Below are 16,969 nucleotides of genomic sequence, written 5' to 3'. Positions count from 1 at the left end.
TCAACCACGAGTCGCGCGCCATGAATCCTTCTGCGAAGCTCAACGCCGATTCGCTGGGCATCGTCGAGTCGGTGATCATGGGTGTTGCCGGCACCGCGCCGGCGTACAGCATCGAGATCACGACATCCACCATCATCGGCACGGCCGGCACGCTCTCGCCGGCGAGCATCCTGGTTTGCGGGCTGATCATGTTCGGCATCGCCTACGCGTTCATCAACATGAACCGCGCGCTGGCGAGCGCTGGCACCTCCTACGCCTGGGTCAGCATGGTCTTCGGCCGGACGCTCGGCTTTTTCGCCGGCTGGGCCCTTCTGGTGCTCTGTTGCGTGTTCATGGTCTCGGCCATGATCCCTGCGGCCAACGCCACCCTGCTCATCTTCGATCGGCCGTTGATGAACAACGTGCACTACGTCACCCTGATCGCTGCTGCCTGGCTCACGTTCGTGAGCGCCGTGGTCGTCAAGGGCATCAAGCTCACGAGCTACGTGCAGGTGCTGATGACCATCGCCGAAGGCGTCATTTTGCTCGTGATCCTGGTCGCGAGCCTCGTCGTGTTCCCGCATGCGGCGCAGCATCCGTTTTCCCTGCAATGGTTCTCGCCGCTCGCGTTCACGCCGCAGTCGTTCGCCAATGGCGCACTGGTGGCGATCTTCTTCTACTACGGCTGGGATGTGACCATGAATCTCAGCGAGGAGACACGCGACGCGAACCGTATTCCCGGGCGCGCCGCGTTCTGGTCGATGGTGTTCCTGATGGCGTTCTTCCTCGTATTCATCGTCGTGACCTTGCTGGGCCTGTCGGACGCCGAGATCCAGCACTACAACACGAACATCATCTTCGCCATTGCGGAGAAGCTGTTCGGCCCAACGTGGGGTTACGTCGCCATCGTCGCGGTGCTGCTGAGCACCGTCGGTACGGTCGAGACGCAAATGCTCCAGTTCACGCGGACACTGTTCGCCAAGAGCCGCGACGGCGCCCTGCACCAGCGCTACGCGCGTCTGCATCCGCGCTGGCAGACGCCCCACGTCGCCATCTTCTTCATCTGGATCACGGGCCTCGCGCTGCTGCTGATGTCGTCGTATCTGCCGACGATCAACGTCATCCTGCAAGACTCGATCACCGCGATCGGCTTCCAGATCTGCTTCTATCTCGGGCTGACCGGACTTGCCTGCGGCTGGTACTACCGCGAGGTGCTGACACGCCAGCCGTGGCGCGCGCCATGGCGCGCCATCACGCACGTCGTGTGGCCTGTGGCGAGCGGTGTTTTCCTGTTCTTCATCGCGCTCTATAGCGTTCCGACGTTCGATTGGGTCACCAACCTCGTCGGCATGGGCGGCATCGTGGTCGGCGCGATCCCGCTGCTGCTCAATCGCCGGCGGTTGCGTGGCGCCCGGCCGGGCTGAGCGGGGTCGGGCCCTCAGGCTTCCCGGCGGCCGTAACGTAGAAGGCGGGAGGTGGGAGGCCGGAAGCGGGAGCTGGGAGCTGGGAGCTGGGAGATCGCCGGTCGCAGTTTCTACAAATCCATGCCAATAAGCGCCGGTGCCACCGGAGCGGTCCGCGGCCCTGCGCGACTGCCCGTGGCGGTAAGGTTGGCAACACCCAAGGCACAGAACTTGCATTACCGACGACATTGAACGCTCGCGAGAGCCCGGGAGTCGGTTGCAATGTCTAATTTGCCCTCGCGCCAAGGCGCCACGGCTGATGTTCCGGCTGCCATGACCGACATCGCCGTCGGCATGGGGCCGCCGCGAATCTATGCCTTGATGGCCAGCCCGCTGCCCGCGCCGCACGCCTGGGCCGCGCTGGTCGAGAGCGTCGCATCGCTGGGCTTCTCACGCCTGCTGATCGACGAAACGACGTGCGACGACAAACTGCCGGAATATCTGCGTGCGACGCGCCGCCACGGCATTGCGCTCGACGTCGCGATCAGTGCCGACGTTGGCGCGGCGTCGTTTCGCGCCGCTCAGGGCGCTGAGGGCGCTGAAGCCGGCGCGAGCACTGACGACGACGCCCCGCCCGATCCACGCCGCCTCCAAAGCGCATCGAACTTGGCGCATCCCACGCGCCCGGCCGGTTCGCCGCTCAGCGCGCCGCAAGCCAACGCCACGGCTCGATCGCAGACGCGCAGCCCGTCCTCCGACCCGCTCGCGGCGCGTCTGCACTGCCTCGCCGCACAGGGCGTAAACGGTTTTTGCCTGCACCATCTCGACGTGCGGCCCGCCGCGGCGTGGCACCGTCTGCTGGGCGACATGCGACGCCACTACCCCGCGCTGCAATGGTTCGGCTGGACGCCGGGACTCTCGCGCGAGCAGATGAGCGCCGTGGCCTCGGCCGGGTTCGATGGTGTATTCCTGTCCTCGTGCTGGTGGGACATGCGCGCTTCCTGGCTCTATGACGAGCATGCCGACCTGGCGAAATGTGCGTGGCGAATCGCCCTGGCGGGCGACCCCTTCGACACGTCCGGCGACATCGTCGCGCGCAGCCACAACGTGCTCGAATGCGCACGGGCGCTCCAACTGGCCTTCGAGCTCGGCGACGGCATTCTCATGCCCGCCGGCATGGAATTCGGCCACGCGCATGCCGCGCGGGAAGTGCCCGGCGTGGCGCCGCCGAACGCTGCGGACTCCGGGGCACCGGCCCAGGAAATCGACTTCCGCCAGACGGTCCGCGCCGGCAACCGCCGGCTCGCGCAGACGGCCCGCCGGGCATCGCCGGCGAAGACGCCCGCGCACGAACTGCCTGTCGCGCCCGCCGTACTACGATGCCTTTCCGGCGCCGACGCTGCCGTCACCGTCCTGACGCAGCAGGTACCCAATGCGAAGGACAGCCGTATCGTCGCCGTCAATCGCAGTCTGACGCGAGCGGCGAGCCTGCCGGTCTCCGCCTGCGCCAACGGCGGCCACGTTCGTTTCACGCCGCTCGACTCGCAGGGCAACCCCACGGGCGAGCCCGAAACGCTCTCGCACATCACGCTGGCGCCCGGTGAAGTCCGCATCTGGCATGCGACGCTCGATCGCAGCGTGTCGCGCCACGCGTGGCCGAAGGCCAGGTATGGCGCGGCGAGCGAGCAGGATCGTCGGGCCGTGCGCGACGCGGCGGCGCACTCGCGTGTCGTGATCGAGGACGTGGTGCCGTCGCTCGAGAACGGGCGCTTCGTCGCGCGCGCCGTCGTCGGCGAGAACGTGCCCGTCTACGCCGACGTCTTCACGGACGGTCATGCGCATCCGAGCGCGGTGTTGCGGTGGCGGGCGCTCGATTCGAACACCTGGCGCGAAGCCCCGATGGTGCCGATCGGCAACGATCGCTGGCGCGGCGAGTTCCGCCCGACGCGGCTGGGCCGGTACGAATACCTGGTCGAGGCGTGGCGCGACCCCTATGTCAACTGGTGCATCGAGGTCGCGAAGAAGCGCGATGCGGGGCAGCCCGTCGCGCTGGAAATCCGGGAAGGCGTCGAATGCCTGCGCGAGATCGCCGCGCAGGCGTGCGTCGCGAAGCACCGCAAGACGCTCGAGACCATCGCCAAACAAGGCGAGTCGCAGGACCCGACCATCGCCTACGCGACGCTGAGCGCGCCGGCCACGCTGGAGGCCGTGGCCGCCGTGCGTCACCGCCCGTTCGCCGCGCGCTCGCCGGCCCTTGCGCTCGACGCCGAGCCGCCCGAGGCGGGATACGCGAGCTGGTACGAACTGTTTCCGCGCTCGCAAAGCGGCGACGTCAACCGGCACGGCACGTTCGACGACGTCATCCGGCGGCTGCCCGCGATAGCCGAGATGGGGTTCGACGTGCTCTACATGCCGCCGATCCACCCCATCGGCCGCACGCACCGCAAAGGACGAAACAACCGCCTGGACGCGCAGCCGACCGACCCGGGCAGCCCATACGCCATTGGCGACGAGACCGGCGGTCACGATGCCATTCACCCCGAGCTCGGCACGATCGACGACTTCCGGCGCCTGCGCGATGCGGCGCACGCCCAGGGGCTTCGCATCGCGCTCGATTTCGCCGTGCAGTGTTCGCCGGATCATCCGTGGCTGCGCGAGCATCCCGGCTGGTTCGACTGGCGCGCCGACGGGTCGTTGCGCTATGCCGAGAACCCGCCGAAGAAGTACGAGGACATCGTCAACGTCGACTTCTACGCGCCGGACGCCGTGCCCGCGCTGTGGCTCGCGTTGCGCGACATCGTGCTGTTCTGGATTGGCGAAGGCATCGAGTTTTTTCGCGTCGATAATCCCCACACCAAGCCGCTGCCGTTCTGGGAGTGGCTGATCGGCTCCGTGCGCGCGGCGCACCCGCGCGCGGTATTTCTCGCCGAAGCCTTTACCCGCCCGAAGCTGATGTACCGGCTCGCGAAGATCGGGTTTTCGCAGTCGTACACCTACTTCACCTGGCGGGAAACCAAGGGGGAAATCACCGACTATCTGATGGAGCTGCAGCGCCCCGAGATCGCGGCCTGCTTTCGCCCGCACTTTTTCGTCAACACCCCGGACATCAACCCCTACCACCTGCAACGCGGCGGGCGCCCCGTGCATCTGGCGCGCGCGGCGCTGGCCGCCACGTTGTCCGGCCTCTGGGGGATGTACAGCGGCTTCGAGCTCTGCGAAGCGACGCCGCTGCCCGGGCGCGAGGAGTATCTCGACGCCGAGAAGTACGAGATCCGCGCGTGGGACTGGGACCGTCCCGGCAACATCGTGCGCGAAATCACCGTGCTCAACCGCATACGGCGCGGGCACCCGGCGTTGCAGACGCACCGCGGCGTCACGTTCCTCAATGCCGGCGATCCCCACGTCCTGTATTTCGAGAAGGCCACGCCGACGCGTTCGGACGTCGTTCTCGTGGCGATCAATCTCGATGCCGGCCAAGTGCACGACGCGCCGATCGAACTGCCGCTCTGGCGCTGGCAACTGCCCGACGACGCGGCGCTCGAGGCCGAGAATCTGCTCGACGGAACGCAGTTCGTATGGCGAGGCAAACATCAACACGTTCACCTGCCGCCGCACGCCCCCTACGGCATCTGGGCCGTGCGGCCCTGGCGCGAGCATCCCGATTCCGGGGAGACCCCATGAAACGAGAACCCCGGCTCGGCATGACGGCCCTGCGCGACGATCCGCTCTGGTACAAGGACGCCGTCATCTACCAGTTGCACATCAAGTCGTTCTACGACAGCAACGGCGACGGCATCGGCGACTTCGCCGGCCTGATCGAAAAGCTCGACTACATTGCCGAGCTGGGCGTGGACACGCTGTGGGTGCTGCCGTTCTACCCGTCACCCCGGCGCGACGACGGCTATGACATCGCCGAGTATCGCGGCGTGCATCCCGACTACGGCACCATTGCCGACGTCCGGCGCCTCATCGCCGAAGCGCATGCGCGCGGCATCCGCGTCATCACGGAGCTGGTCATCAATCACACGTCGGATCAGCATCCGTGGTTCAGGCGCGCCTGCGCCGCCCGACCGGGATCGTCGCATCGCAACTACTACGTGTGGTCCGACACCGGACGCGAATACGAAGGCACGCGCATCATCTTCGTCGACACGGAGGTCTCGAACTGGACGTGGGAGCCGACGGCCGGCGCGTATTACTGGCATCGCTTCTACTCTCATCAGCCCGACCTCAACTTCGACAACCCGCAGGTGCTGCGCTCGGTGCTGGGGGTCATGCACTTCTGGCTTGGCATGGGCGTGGACGGGCTGCGGCTGGATGCCGTGCCCTATCTCGTCGAGCGCGAGGGCACGAGCAACGAAAACCTGCCCGAGACACATGCCATCCTGCGCCGCATTCGCGCCGACCTCGACGCGAAGTACCGCAACCGGCTGCTGCTGGCCGAAGCCAATCAATGGCCGGAGGACGTGCAGCAGTACTTCGGTGCCGGCGACGAATGCCACATGGCGTTCCACTTCCCGCTCATGCCGCGCATGTACATGGCCATCGCGCGCGAGGACCGCTTCCCGATCACGGATATCCTGAGCCAGACGCCGCAGATTCCCGAGTCGTGCCAATGGGCGATCTTCCTGCGCAACCACGACGAGCTCACGCTCGAAATGGTCACCGACAGCGAGCGCGACTATCTGTGGGAAGTCTATGCGTCCGATCGCCGCGCGCGGCTCAATCTTGGTATCCGCCGGCGCCTCGCCCCGTTGCTCGAGCGCGACCGGCGTCGTATCGAGCTGATGAACAGCCTGCTGCTGTCCATGCCGGGCACCCCGGTCATCTACTACGGCGACGAGATCGGCATGGGCGACAACATCCATCTCGGCGACCGAGACGGCGTGCGCACACCCATGCAATGGTCCTACGATCGCAACGGCGGTTTCTCCCGGGCCGATCCCGAGCAACTCACGCTGCCGCCGATTCAGGGCGCGCTGTATGGCTACGAGTCGGTAAACGTCGAGAGCCAGGCGCGCGACCCGCACTCGCTACTCAACTGGATGCGTCGCCTCATCGCCACGCGGCGCTCGCGACGCGCGTTCGGTCGGGGCGGCATCGAGTTCCTGCATCCGACCAATCGCAAGGTATTGGCCTACTTGCGCGAGTACGACGAAGAGGCGCCCCTGCTGTGCGTGGCGAACCTCTCGCATGCGTCGCAGGCGGTGGAGCTCGACCTCTCGCGCTACGCCGGCCGCACGCCCGTGGAGCTGCTCGGCGGCACCGCCTTCCCGGCCGTCGGCCAGTTGACGTACCTGCTCACGCTGCCGCCTTATGGCTTTTACTGGTTCGAACTGGTGGAGGCGACACAAGCACCGCGCTGGAATGACGAAGCGTCGGAGCAGTTGCCCGAGTTCACGACGTTCGTGTGGCGCGCCGGCGCGTCGCTGCTCGATACGAGCACGTGCGAGACCCTCTCGCGCAATATCCTGCCGCGTTATCTGCCGCGCCGCCGGTGGTTTGCCGCCAAGGACGCCCGTCTGCATTCGACGCGCCTTGCCTGTGTGACGCCGCTCGCACAGGGCGATGCATCGGATGCTCCGCTGTGGCTGTGCGAAGTCGAAGTGCAAATCGACGCCGACGGGCAGCGGCAGACGCAAACCTATTTGCTGCCGCTGACGGTCATCTGGGAACAGCCCGGCATGCGGGCGCTACCGGTGCAACTGGCGCTGGCGCGCGTGCGGCGCGGCCGACGCATCGGTTATCTGACCGACGCGTTTTCCAGCGAGGCGCTGGGCCCGGCGCTTGCCGCGTTGATGCAATCGAACGTGAATCTGCCGGCCCAGCCGGTGGAGGGCGCGGGCGAAGCCGCCGACTTCGGCACCTTCGAGTTCGAGAGCGCTCCGGTCCTCGCGGACGAACCGTTGCCGCCGGGAGAAGCCACGCAGTGGATGGCCGTCGAGCAAACCAACAGCTCGCTTGCCATGGGCAATGTTCTCGCGCTCAAGCTGGTGCGGCAGGTAGTCCCGGGCGTGCACCCGGAAGCCGAGATGCTGCGGGCGCTGAGCGAACGCGGGTTCGCCAATTCGCCGCAGTGGCTCGGCGAAGTCCGCCGCCGCGACGCACAGGGCCACCCGCACACGCTCGCGATCCTGCAGCGCTTCGTCGAGAACCAGGGCAACGGCTGGAACTGGGCATACGACACGCTCTCGCGGCTTACCGAGGCGCTGTCTCACGACGACGTGAGCGCAGGCGAAACGCGCGACGAAGCCGCACCATACCTTCAGTTCGCCAGGCAGATCGGCAAGCGCCTGGGCGAGATGCATCTCGTGCTCGCGCAAGATTCGGGCGACGCCGCGTTTTCTCCCACCGAAGCCGACGCGCCGGTGCTGGCGCGGTGGGCGCACAACGCAAAGGCCATGGTGTCGCAGGCGTTCGCGCGGCTCGACGCCCATCAATCGATGGGCGGCACGCAGGAGGGCGACGCGCAGGCGACGACGATCGCGTCGTTGCTCGGCAGGCGCGACGCGGTGCTCGCACGGCTGGCCGAACTCATCGAACACGGCGCCGGCACGATCTGTCAGCGCGTGCACGGCGACTTCCACCTGGGCCAGGTGCTGGTCACGCCGGGCGACGTGGTGATCATCGACTTCGAAGGCGAGCCGGCACGCGACGTCGCCGTGCGTCGCGAGAAGAACAGCCCGCTGCGCGACGTGGCCGGATTGCTGCGCTCGCTCGACTACGTGGGGCGCTCGGTGGCCAGCACCGAGGAGCCGCTGCCCGCGCCGATGCTCGCGCGGCGCGAGGCGCTGTTCCGGCGCGTGATGAACCAGGCGAGCGCGGCGTTCCTGGAGGCGTATGCCGAAGCCGTCGCCTATGGCGCGCCGCGGCTGGCCGAGACGTTCGGGCGTCGTGAACTGCTCGATGCGATGCTGCTGGAAAAAGCCGCCTACGAAATCGTCTACGAGTGCGCCAACCGACCCGCATGGCTGTGGATGCCGCTCGCCGGCTTCGACACCCTGGTGAGCCGTCTGCTCGACGGTCAGCCCGACGGCGCCGGGAGCGATGCCGCATGAGTTCCGCCCAGCCTCGCTCCCCGTCCCTGCCGGCCGGCGCCGAAGGCCGCGAAGTGATTCAGGCCCCGGCATCGGCGATGTCGCAGGAAGACGTCCGGGCGCTGGTCGAGGCGCGTCACCCCGACCCGTTCGCCGTTCTCGGCCCGCACCGGGAAGCCGACGGGTGGACGATTCGCGCTTTCCTGCCGGGCGCGCTCAACGCTGCCGTCGAGCCGTCGACGGCGCACGAGACGAGCCTGGTACCGATGCAGCGCTTGCACGCAGATGGACTTTTTGCCGCGCGACTTCCCCGGGCAGCCGATGGCGGGCGGACGAGCCCCGCCGCGCCGCGCTACCGGCTGCATATCGACTGGCAGGAAGCGCATCAGGTCACCGCCGATCCCTATGCGTTCGGCCTGCTGCTCGGCGAACTCGACCTGCATCTGCTGCGCGAGGGACGCCACTGGCACATCGGGGACTGTCTGGGCGCCCACATCATGACCATCGACGACGTACCGGGCGTGCGGTTTGCCGTCTGGGCGCCGAACGCGAGCCGCGTCTCGGTCGTGGGCGACTTCAATGGCTGGGACGGGCGCCGTCATCCCATGCGACTGCGTCACGACGCCGGCGTGTGGGAGCTGTTCATCCCCGGGCTCGCCGAGCATGAGCGCTATAAGTTCGAAGTGCGCACGGCCGGCGGTGCGGTGCTGCCGCTCAAGGCCGATCCGATGGCGCGCCTGACGGAGCCGCCCCCGGCGACGGCCTCGCGCGTCGCTCCCGGCGCGCCGTTCGTCTGGCACGACGACGCGTGGCTTGCCGAGCGAGCGCGCCGGGTCGCGCCGCACGCTCCCGTGTCGATCTACGAAGTCCATGCCGGATCGTGGCTGCCGGCCGGGGACGACGGCGGGCGGCAGGCCGACTGGGACACGCTGGCCGAGCGTCTGATTCCCTATGTGCGCGACATGGGCTTCACGCACATCGAGTTCCTGCCGGTGACCGAGCACCCGTTCGCCGGATCCTGGGGCTACCAGCCGCTCAGCCTCTACGCGCCTACCGCGCGTCTGGGCGATCCGGCGGCGTTCGCGCGCCTCATCGACATGGCGCACCGCGCGGGCATCGGCGTCATCCTCGACTGGGTGCCCGCGCACTTTCCGTCCGACGTACACGGGCTCGCCCACTTCGACGGCACGGCGCTCTACGAGCATGCCGACCCGCGCGAGGGCTTCCATCAGGACTGGAAGACGAGCGTCTACAACCTGGGGCGCCATGAGGTCGTCAATTTCCTGATCGGCAGTGCGCTCGACTGGCTGCGCCGCTTTCACGCTGATGGCTTGCGCGTCGACGCGGTCGCGTCGATGCTCTATCGCGACTACAGCCGCCGCCCGGGCGAATGGGTGCCGAACCGCTATGGCGGACGCGAGAACCTCGAAGCCATTGCGTTCCTGCAGGCGCTGAGCGAGCGCGTCGCCCAGGAGGCCCCGGGCGCCGCGCTGTTCGCGGAAGAATCGACCGCGTGGCCCGGCGTGAGCGCGCCGGTGAGCTCAGGCGGACTGGGCTTCGACTACAAATGGAACATGGGGTGGATGAACGACACGCTGCGCTACATCGGTCGCGACCCCGTCTACCGGCGGCACCATCACGACGATCTGACCTTCGGGCTGGTCTACGCGTTCTCCGAGCGATTCGTGCTGCCGCTCTCGCACGACGAAGTCGTACACGGCAAAGGCTCGCTGATCGGTCGCATGCCCGGCGACGCCTGGCAGAAGCACGCCAACCTTCGCGCGTACTTCGGCTTCCAGTGGACGCACCCCGGCAAGAAACTGCTCTTCATGGGCGGCGAATTTGCCCAGCCGGCCGAATGGAATCACGACGCCCCGCTCGCATGGTCGCAACTCGACGATCCCGCAGGGCGCGGCGTGCAGCGCTGGGTGCGCGACCTGAACCGCTGTTATCGCGAACTGCCGGCCCTGCACCGGCTCGACACCGAGTCCGCCGGCTTCGCGTGGGTCGTCGGCAACGATCGCGACAACAGCGTGCTGGCCTACCAGCGCTTCGGTTCACCCGCTGGCGGCGCGGCGCACCGCGACGTTTGCCTCGTCGTCATCAACTTCACGCCGATCCCGCGTCATGACTATCGCGTGGGCGTCGGCGTTGCCGGGACATGGCGCGAAGTCCTGAACTCCGACGCATCTTGCTATGGCGGCAGCGGCGTCGGCAATGGCGGTCGGATCGAAGCGCAGCACGTCCCGTCGCATGGCCATGCAGCGTCGCTCGCGCTCACGCTGCCCCCCTTGGGTTGTCTGGTCCTGACCCCGGAGAAATAGCCGATGCCGCATACGCTCAACGAACCCTTGCTGCCCGGGCTTCCGACACCGCTTGGTGCAACGTGGGACGGTCTTGGCGTCAACTTCGCCGTGTTCTCCGCCAACGCCGCGCGCATCGACCTGTGCCTCTTCGACGAGCGCGGGCGAAAGGAGCTCAAGCGCCTGCCGCTGCCGGAATGCACCGACGAGGTCTGGCACGGCTACTTGCGCGGCGCCGGCCCCGGGCTGGTCTACGGATACCGCGCGCACGGCCCGTATGCGCCGGAGCAAGGCCATCGGTTCAATCCCGCGAAGCTGCTGCTCGACCCCTATGCCCGGGCGTTGCTCGGCAAGGTCCGTTGGTCCGACGCGCTGTTCGGCTACCGCGTGAGCTCGCACAAGGCCGATCTGTCGATCGACCGACGCGACAGCGCGCCGGCCATGCCGAAAGCCATCGTGGTCGAAGCGCCGGACACGCTGCGTCATGACACGCGTCCGCACACGCCATGGGACGACACCGTCATTCTCGAGGCGCACGTGCGAGGCCTGACGATGCAGATGGACGGCCTGCGCCAGCCGGTGCGCGGCACCTTCGAGGCTCTCGCCTCGCCGCGCCTCATCGACCACCTGCACCGGCTCGGGGTGACGGCCGTGGAACTGCTGCCCGTGCAGGCGTTTCTGCACGACCGGATTCTCGTCGACCGCGGGTTGCGCAACTACTGGGGCTACAACACGCTCGCGTATTTCGCGCCCGAGGGCGCCTATCTCGGCAATGGCGGCATGGATGCCATGCGCCGCGCCGTGCGCGCCCTGCATGCGGCCGGCATCGAGGTGATCCTCGACGTCGTCTACAACCACACGTGCGAAGGTAACGAGCTCGGACCGACACTTTCGTGGCGCGGACTCGACAACGCGAGCTATTACCGTCTCGTGCCGGGCGACGAGCGATATTTCATCAACGACACCGGTTGCGGCAACACGCTCAACCTGTCGCATCCGCGCGTGCTGCAGATGGTGATGGACTCGCTGCGCTACTGGGTCGAGACGATGCAGGTCGACGGATTTCGCTTCGATCTTGGCGTCACGCTCGGGCGCGAGGGTTACGGCTTCGATCCGGGGGCCGGCTTCTTCGACGCGATCCTGCAAGACCCGGTGCTCGCGCGCACCAAGCTCATTTCCGAGCCATGGGACATTGGGCCGGACGGCTACCAACTCGGACAGCACCCGCCCCGGTTCGCCGAATGGAACGGCAAATTCCGCGACACGGTGCGCCGTTTCTGGCGCGGCGACGACGGGATCCGGCCCGACATCGCGGAGCGCCTGCTCGGCTCCGCAGGGCTGTTCGCGCGGCGCTGGCGCAAGCCGTGGGCCTCGGTCAACTTCGTGAGCGCGCACGACGGCTTCACGCTGGCGGACCTCACCGCATACGCCGAGCGCCACAACGAAGCCAACGGCGAGGACAACCGCGACGGTGCGGGCGAGAACTTCAGCGCCAACTGGGGCGTGGAAGGCCCGACGGACGATCCCGGGATCCTTGCCGTGCGCGAGCGCGTACAGCGATCGTTGCTGCTCACGCTGCTCTTTGCGAGCGGCACGCCGATGTTGCTCGCCGGGGACGAACTGGGCCGCACCCAGCGCGGCAACAACAACGCGTATTGCCAGGACAACGACGTCTCGTGGCTCGACTGGCGCCGCGCCGCCCAGCCCGCCAATGTCGCGATGACCGACTTCGCCGCGCGAGCGATTGCCCTGCGCCGCGAATTGCCACTGTTTCGCATCACGCGCTTCGCTCACGAAGGCGAACCGGTGAACACCCCGTTCGAGCCTACCTCATGGTGGGACGAGCGCGGCCTGCAGCTCTCCTACGACGACTGGCACAACCAGAAGGGCCGCGCCCTGGTGCTGCGTCGCGCGGCACGGCGCGAGGACGGCAGCATCGATCTCGCCCTGCTCATGATGAACGCGGCCGACGTGCCGCTGCTGTTCCGCTGGCCGCCGCCAGGGGGCGACTGGCTCCTGCATCTGGATTCCGCCGATCCTTCGCGCGCCTCGACGCCGCTCGAGGGCGAAGGCGTGCAGATCGAAGCCCACGCGGCCATGGTGGTGACCGGCCGGTGGCGGCAAGACGCATCGACGGCCGCCACCTGAGCTCGCCGCCGGTCTCCATGATTCGACATACCCATGCGCACCATGACCACGACACACGCTTTTCCCCTGCCCTTCGGCGCCGCGTTGCAGCAAGACGGCACCGCGCGCTTTTGCATCTGGGCGCCTGATGCGAGCACCATGCGACTCGCCATCGAGAGCGAGCCGCCCATGGCCATGCATGCCTACGAGGGCGGGCATTTCGAATTGACCGTGCCGTGCGTCGCCGGCACGCGATACGGCTACGTACTTCCCGACGGCCGGCGCGTGCCCGACCCTGCCTCGCGCGCGCAGGCCGGCGGGCCCCACGACATGAGCGTCGTCGTCGATCCGCGCGCGTACCAGTGGCGGACGACCGGCTGGCAAGGCCGGCCCTGGCATGAAACGGTGATCTATGAACTTCACGTGGGCGCGCTGGGCGGCTACAGCGGCGTTCGCGCGCGATTGCCCTATCTCTCGCAGCTCGGCGTGAGCGCGATCGAGCTCATGCCGATCGGCACGTTCGACGGGCAACGCAACTGGGGCTACGACGGCGTGCTGCCGTTCGCGCCCGAGAGCGCCTACGGCACGGTGGACGAGCTCAAGGCGCTCATCGACGCCGCGCACGCCGAAGACATGATGGTCTTCGTCGACGTGGTCTACAACCACTTCGGTCCCAGCGGCAACTATCTGGCCGCATATGCTTCGCAGTTCTTCGACCAGACGAAACCCACGCCGTGGGGCGCCTCGATCGACTTCGAAGCGCCCTGCGTGCGGCGCTACTTCATACAGAACGCGCTGTACTGGCTGTTCGAATATCGCGTCGACGGCCTGCGCCTCGATGCGGTCCACGCCATCGGCAACGACGCATTCGTCCAGGCGCTGTCCACCTGTGTGCGCGACGAGATCGCCGCGCGCGAACCCGGCCGGCACGTGCATCTCATCTTCGAGAACGAGCACAACGCGGCCGGACTGCTCGCCAAGACTTCGGCCGCGCAGTGGAACGACGACTTCCACAATGCCGCGCACGTGCTGCTCACGGGCGAGCGCGACGGCTACTATGCCGACTTCGAGGCGAAGCCGATGGCCCACCTGGCGCGAGCCCTGGCCGAAGGCTTCGCCTACCAGGGCGAGCGCGTCGAGCGACTGGGCCGATCCCGAGGCGAGCCGAGCAGCTTTCTCGCGCCCACGTCGTTCGTCACGTTCCTGCAGAACCATGATCAGGTCGGCAATCGCCCGTTCGGCGAGCGGCTCGTCACGTTGACCGACCCGCAGGCGCTGCGCGCGGCCGTCGCCCTGCTGCTGCTGTGTCCGCAGATACCGATGCTCTTCATGGGCGAAGAATGGGGCAGCGAAACGCCGTTCCTGTTCTTCACCGATTACCGGGGGACGCTCGCCGACGCCGTGCGCGAAGGACGGCGGCAGGAGTTCGCCCGGCTCGGCGCGGTCACCGAGGCGTGCGTGCCCGACCCCAACGATCCGGTCACGTTCGCGATGTCGTGCGTTGCGCCGGGCGAGGACGAAACGCCCGCCTCCGACGAATGGCTGACGTGGTACCGCGGCCTGATCGAAATGCGCAGGACGTGGATCGTGCCGCGGCTGCCGGGAGCGGCGTGCGCGGGCGTCGACGTACTGAGCCCGCACGCGCTATGTGCGCGCTGGCGGCTCGGCGACGGGGCGCTGCTCGTCATCGCGCTCAACCTCGGCGGCCACGGCGTGACGATCGACCGGTCCGCCCTGCGCGTGTGCGGCACACCGCTTTGCCAGACGCCCCCGCAGGCTACCACCGGATTGTCCGAAGGCGTGCTGTGCGCGAATGCCTGCGTCGCCTGGCTGGAGGGACCGCTATGAGCACCACCGCTGCTTCGTTGTTGTCCGCGCCGTCGCAGGAAGCGCTGCATGCGCTCGCGCAGCGCGCGGGCCTGCTCGTGCATTGGGAAGACGCCAATGGCCGTGCGCAAACCGTTTCGCTCGACGCCTTGCGCGCGTTGCTCGACGCCATGGGCCTGCGGTGTGCGAACGCGGCGCAATGCCGCGACAGCCTGAATTTCCTCGAATCGCCCGCCTCGCTGTCGGACGAGACGCAGATCGTCACGCGCGTGGGCGTACCCGCCACGTTACCCGCAATGTCGCTCACCGCCGGGCGAAAGGGGCTGCCCTATCGGGTTCATCTGGAAGACGGCGGCATGGTCGATGGCGTGACGCAGGTCGATGCCACCTCGGGCGAGTCGCTGCTGGGCGCCATCGACGTGCCCGGCTATCACCATCTCGAGATCGGCAACCGGCGTCTGATGCTCGTCGTTGCCCCGCCGCATGCGCACCGCCCGCCGGAGAATGCCCGCGATTGGGGGATGAGCGTGCCGCTCTATGGGCTGCGCAGCGAAGGCGACGGCGGCCTGGGACACTATGGCGCGCTCACCGACGCCGCGATCGCCAGCGCGAAACACGGCGCGCAGGCGCTCGCCATCAGTCCGGCGCACGCGATGTTCAGCGCGCGACCCGCCCAGTACAGTCCGTATTCGCCGTCGAATCGCCGCTGGTACAACGCTGCCCACATCGATCCGGCTGCGGTGTGCGGCATGCCCGAAGCGCAGGAAGCCGCGCGGCAACTACGGCTGATCTCCGGCTATGCCCAGCGCGAGAGCCAGCGGCTCGTCAATTGGCCGGCGGCCTGGGCCGCGCGCCTTCAGGTGCTGCGTCATCTCTATCATCTTCGCGAGCGCTGGCTCGACGCCGAACAGGCCGCCGCGCTCAAGGCGTTTCGCCGCGACGGTCGTGACGCCCTTGAAGCCCACGCGCGTTTCGAGATGCTGCATGAGCGCATGCACTCGACGCACGGAGACGACTGGCGCCGATGGCCGCGCGGCCTGCACTCGCCATGGGCGCCGCAGGCCGAACGTCTGGCGATCGAGCATGCCGACGACGTCGCGTTTCACGTCTTCCTGCAGTGGCTTGCGCTGCGGGGATTGCAACAGGCACATCGACAGGCGCGTGAGGCCGGCATGGGCATTGGGCTCATTGCCGACATGGCGGTCGGCGTAGACTCGACCGGCAGCGAGGCGTGGGCCGACGTCGGCCACCTGCTGCAGGGCGTGTCGCTGGGCGCGCCGCCGGACGCGTTCAGTCCATCGGGCCAGGTCTGGGGATTGACGACATTCTCGCCCTGGGCATTGCGGCAACGCGGCTACCGGCCGTTCATCGCGGCGCTGCGTGCGGCCCTGGCCTTCGCGGGCGGCGTGCGCATCGACCACGTGCTCGGGCTGTCCCGCCTGTGGGTCTGCCCGGCAGGGGCGCCGGCGAATTCCGGCGCGTATCTGCGCTACCCGCTCGACGCCCTGCTCGCCATCGTGGCGCTGGAGTCGTCGCGGCACCGGGCGATCGTCGTCGGAGAGGATCTCGGCACGGTGCCGGTCGACTTTCGCACGCGCGTTGCCACGCAGGGCGTGCTCGGCACCGACGTTCTGTGGTTCGCGCGCGGCGAGCCGCCGCAGGCGACGCCCGGCCAATCCGCGCAATTTCTCGATCCGATCCAGTGGCGCGCCGACGCGGTCGCCACGACGAGCACGCACGACCTGCCCACGGCCGTCGGCTGGTGGACCGGGCGCGACATCGCCTGGCGCGTGCGGCTCTCGCGCACCAGCTTCGACGCGCGCGCCGCCCGGCGGGCGCGCCGGGGGGACCGCACGGCACTGTGGGACGCCATGGTCGCGGCCGGCGTGGTCAACGAAGGCGGCCAGGCAGCCGCACCATCGGTGCATGCCGACTCTGTGGAGGGGCCGGCAGACGGCGCTGCCGAAGCGCTCCCCAGGGCGGCGGGTCGCCCGCCGGGCGTGACACCGCTCGACGCGATCGTGAGCTTCGTTGCGCTCGCGCCCGCGGCGCTGGCGCTGCTGCCCATCTCCGACGCCATCGGCGCGCGTGAAGCCGACAACCTGCCGGGAACCACGACGGAGCATCCGAACTGGCGCCGACGGCTGCCTGCGCCGGTATCCACGCTGCTCGGCGAGGCCGATGTCGCTTCGCGCGTTGCCCGATTCGCCAGAATGCGCGGGGTCAGTGCGCGGCGCGCAACGGCTCGTCGCCCCGCGCATCGCACGGTCGGCCCCTGAGTTGGCCCCTGAGA

7 protein-coding genes are annotated in these 16,969 nt (G+C 68.1%); all 7 read left to right on the top strand.

The genetic code is table 11. The annotated features are described in order from the left end of the window. Positions 1-20 precede the first annotated feature (20 nt). The 7 genes from PNO31109_RS04475 to malQ all read left to right on the top strand — a co-directional run bounded on the left by PNO31109_RS04475 (position 21) and on the right by malQ (position 16,955). Positions 21-1,403: an APC family permease gene (locus PNO31109_RS04475; protein ID WP_150554429.1), complete on the top strand. Its 1,383-nt coding sequence runs from the start codon at positions 21-23 to the stop codon at positions 1,401-1,403. A 261-nt stretch (positions 1,404-1,664) separates the two neighbouring features. After that, complete coding sequence (locus PNO31109_RS04470; RefSeq protein ID WP_150554428.1) at positions 1,665-5,063, top strand: alpha-1,4-glucan--maltose-1-phosphate maltosyltransferase; 3,399 nt, start codon at positions 1,665-1,667, stop codon at positions 5,061-5,063. Next, positions 4,958-8,440 carry a maltose alpha-D-glucosyltransferase gene (gene treS, locus PNO31109_RS04465; RefSeq protein ID WP_420874495.1) on the top strand — a complete coding sequence of 1,161 codons (3,483 nt, stop codon included), beginning with the start codon at positions 4,958-4,960 and terminating at the stop codon, positions 8,438-8,440. Before PNO31109_RS04470 ends, treS begins: the two co-directional genes overlap by 106 nt. A gap of 77 nt (positions 8,441-8,517) precedes the next feature. Beyond that, on the top strand, positions 8,518-10,743 hold the full coding sequence (gene glgB / locus PNO31109_RS04460) for a 1,4-alpha-glucan branching protein GlgB (protein WP_150554539.1): 2,226 nt from the start codon (positions 8,518-8,520) through the stop codon (positions 10,741-10,743). Between the two features lie 3 nt (positions 10,744-10,746). Further along, positions 10,747-12,870 (top strand): glycogen debranching protein GlgX, encoded by a 2,124-nt coding sequence (gene glgX, locus PNO31109_RS04455; protein ID WP_150554426.1) that lies wholly within the window; start codon positions 10,747-10,749, stop codon positions 12,868-12,870. A 33-nt stretch (positions 12,871-12,903) separates the two neighbouring features. After that, complete coding sequence (gene treZ, locus PNO31109_RS04450; RefSeq protein WP_241019263.1) at positions 12,904-14,697, top strand: malto-oligosyltrehalose trehalohydrolase; 1,794 nt, start codon at positions 12,904-12,906, stop codon at positions 14,695-14,697. Next, on the top strand, positions 14,694-16,955 hold the full coding sequence (malQ, locus tag PNO31109_RS04445) for a 4-alpha-glucanotransferase (RefSeq protein WP_150554425.1): 2,262 nt from the start codon (positions 14,694-14,696) through the stop codon (positions 16,953-16,955). Before treZ ends, malQ begins: the two co-directional genes overlap by 4 nt. Positions 16,956-16,969 lie beyond the last annotated feature (14 nt).

This window comes from Pandoraea nosoerga (assembly GCF_902459585.1).
In the GTDB taxonomy this organism is placed as follows: domain Bacteria; phylum Pseudomonadota; class Gammaproteobacteria; order Burkholderiales; family Burkholderiaceae; genus Pandoraea; species Pandoraea nosoerga.
This window is presented reverse-complemented; position numbering and strand designations above follow the sequence as displayed.

What these genes read in the sequence shown, in the direction of transcription:
- PNO31109_RS04475 (WP_150554429.1), top strand. Translation starts at nt 21, where the DNA reads ATGAATCCTTCTGCGAAGCTCAACGCCGATTCGCTGGGCATCGTCGAG.
- PNO31109_RS04470 (WP_150554428.1), top strand. Translation starts at nt 1,665, where the DNA reads ATGTCTAATTTGCCCTCGCGCCAAGGCGCCACGGCTGATGTTCCGGCT.
- treS (WP_420874495.1), top strand. Translation starts at nt 4,958, where the DNA reads ATGGCGAGGCAAACATCAACACGTTCACCTGCCGCCGCACGCCCCCTA.
- glgB (WP_150554539.1), top strand. Translation starts at nt 8,518, where the DNA reads ATGTCGCAGGAAGACGTCCGGGCGCTGGTCGAGGCGCGTCACCCCGAC.
- glgX (WP_150554426.1), top strand. Translation starts at nt 10,747, where the DNA reads ATGCCGCATACGCTCAACGAACCCTTGCTGCCCGGGCTTCCGACACCG.
- treZ (WP_241019263.1), top strand. Translation starts at nt 12,904, where the DNA reads ATGCGCACCATGACCACGACACACGCTTTTCCCCTGCCCTTCGGCGCC.
- malQ (WP_150554425.1), top strand. Translation starts at nt 14,694, where the DNA reads ATGAGCACCACCGCTGCTTCGTTGTTGTCCGCGCCGTCGCAGGAAGCG.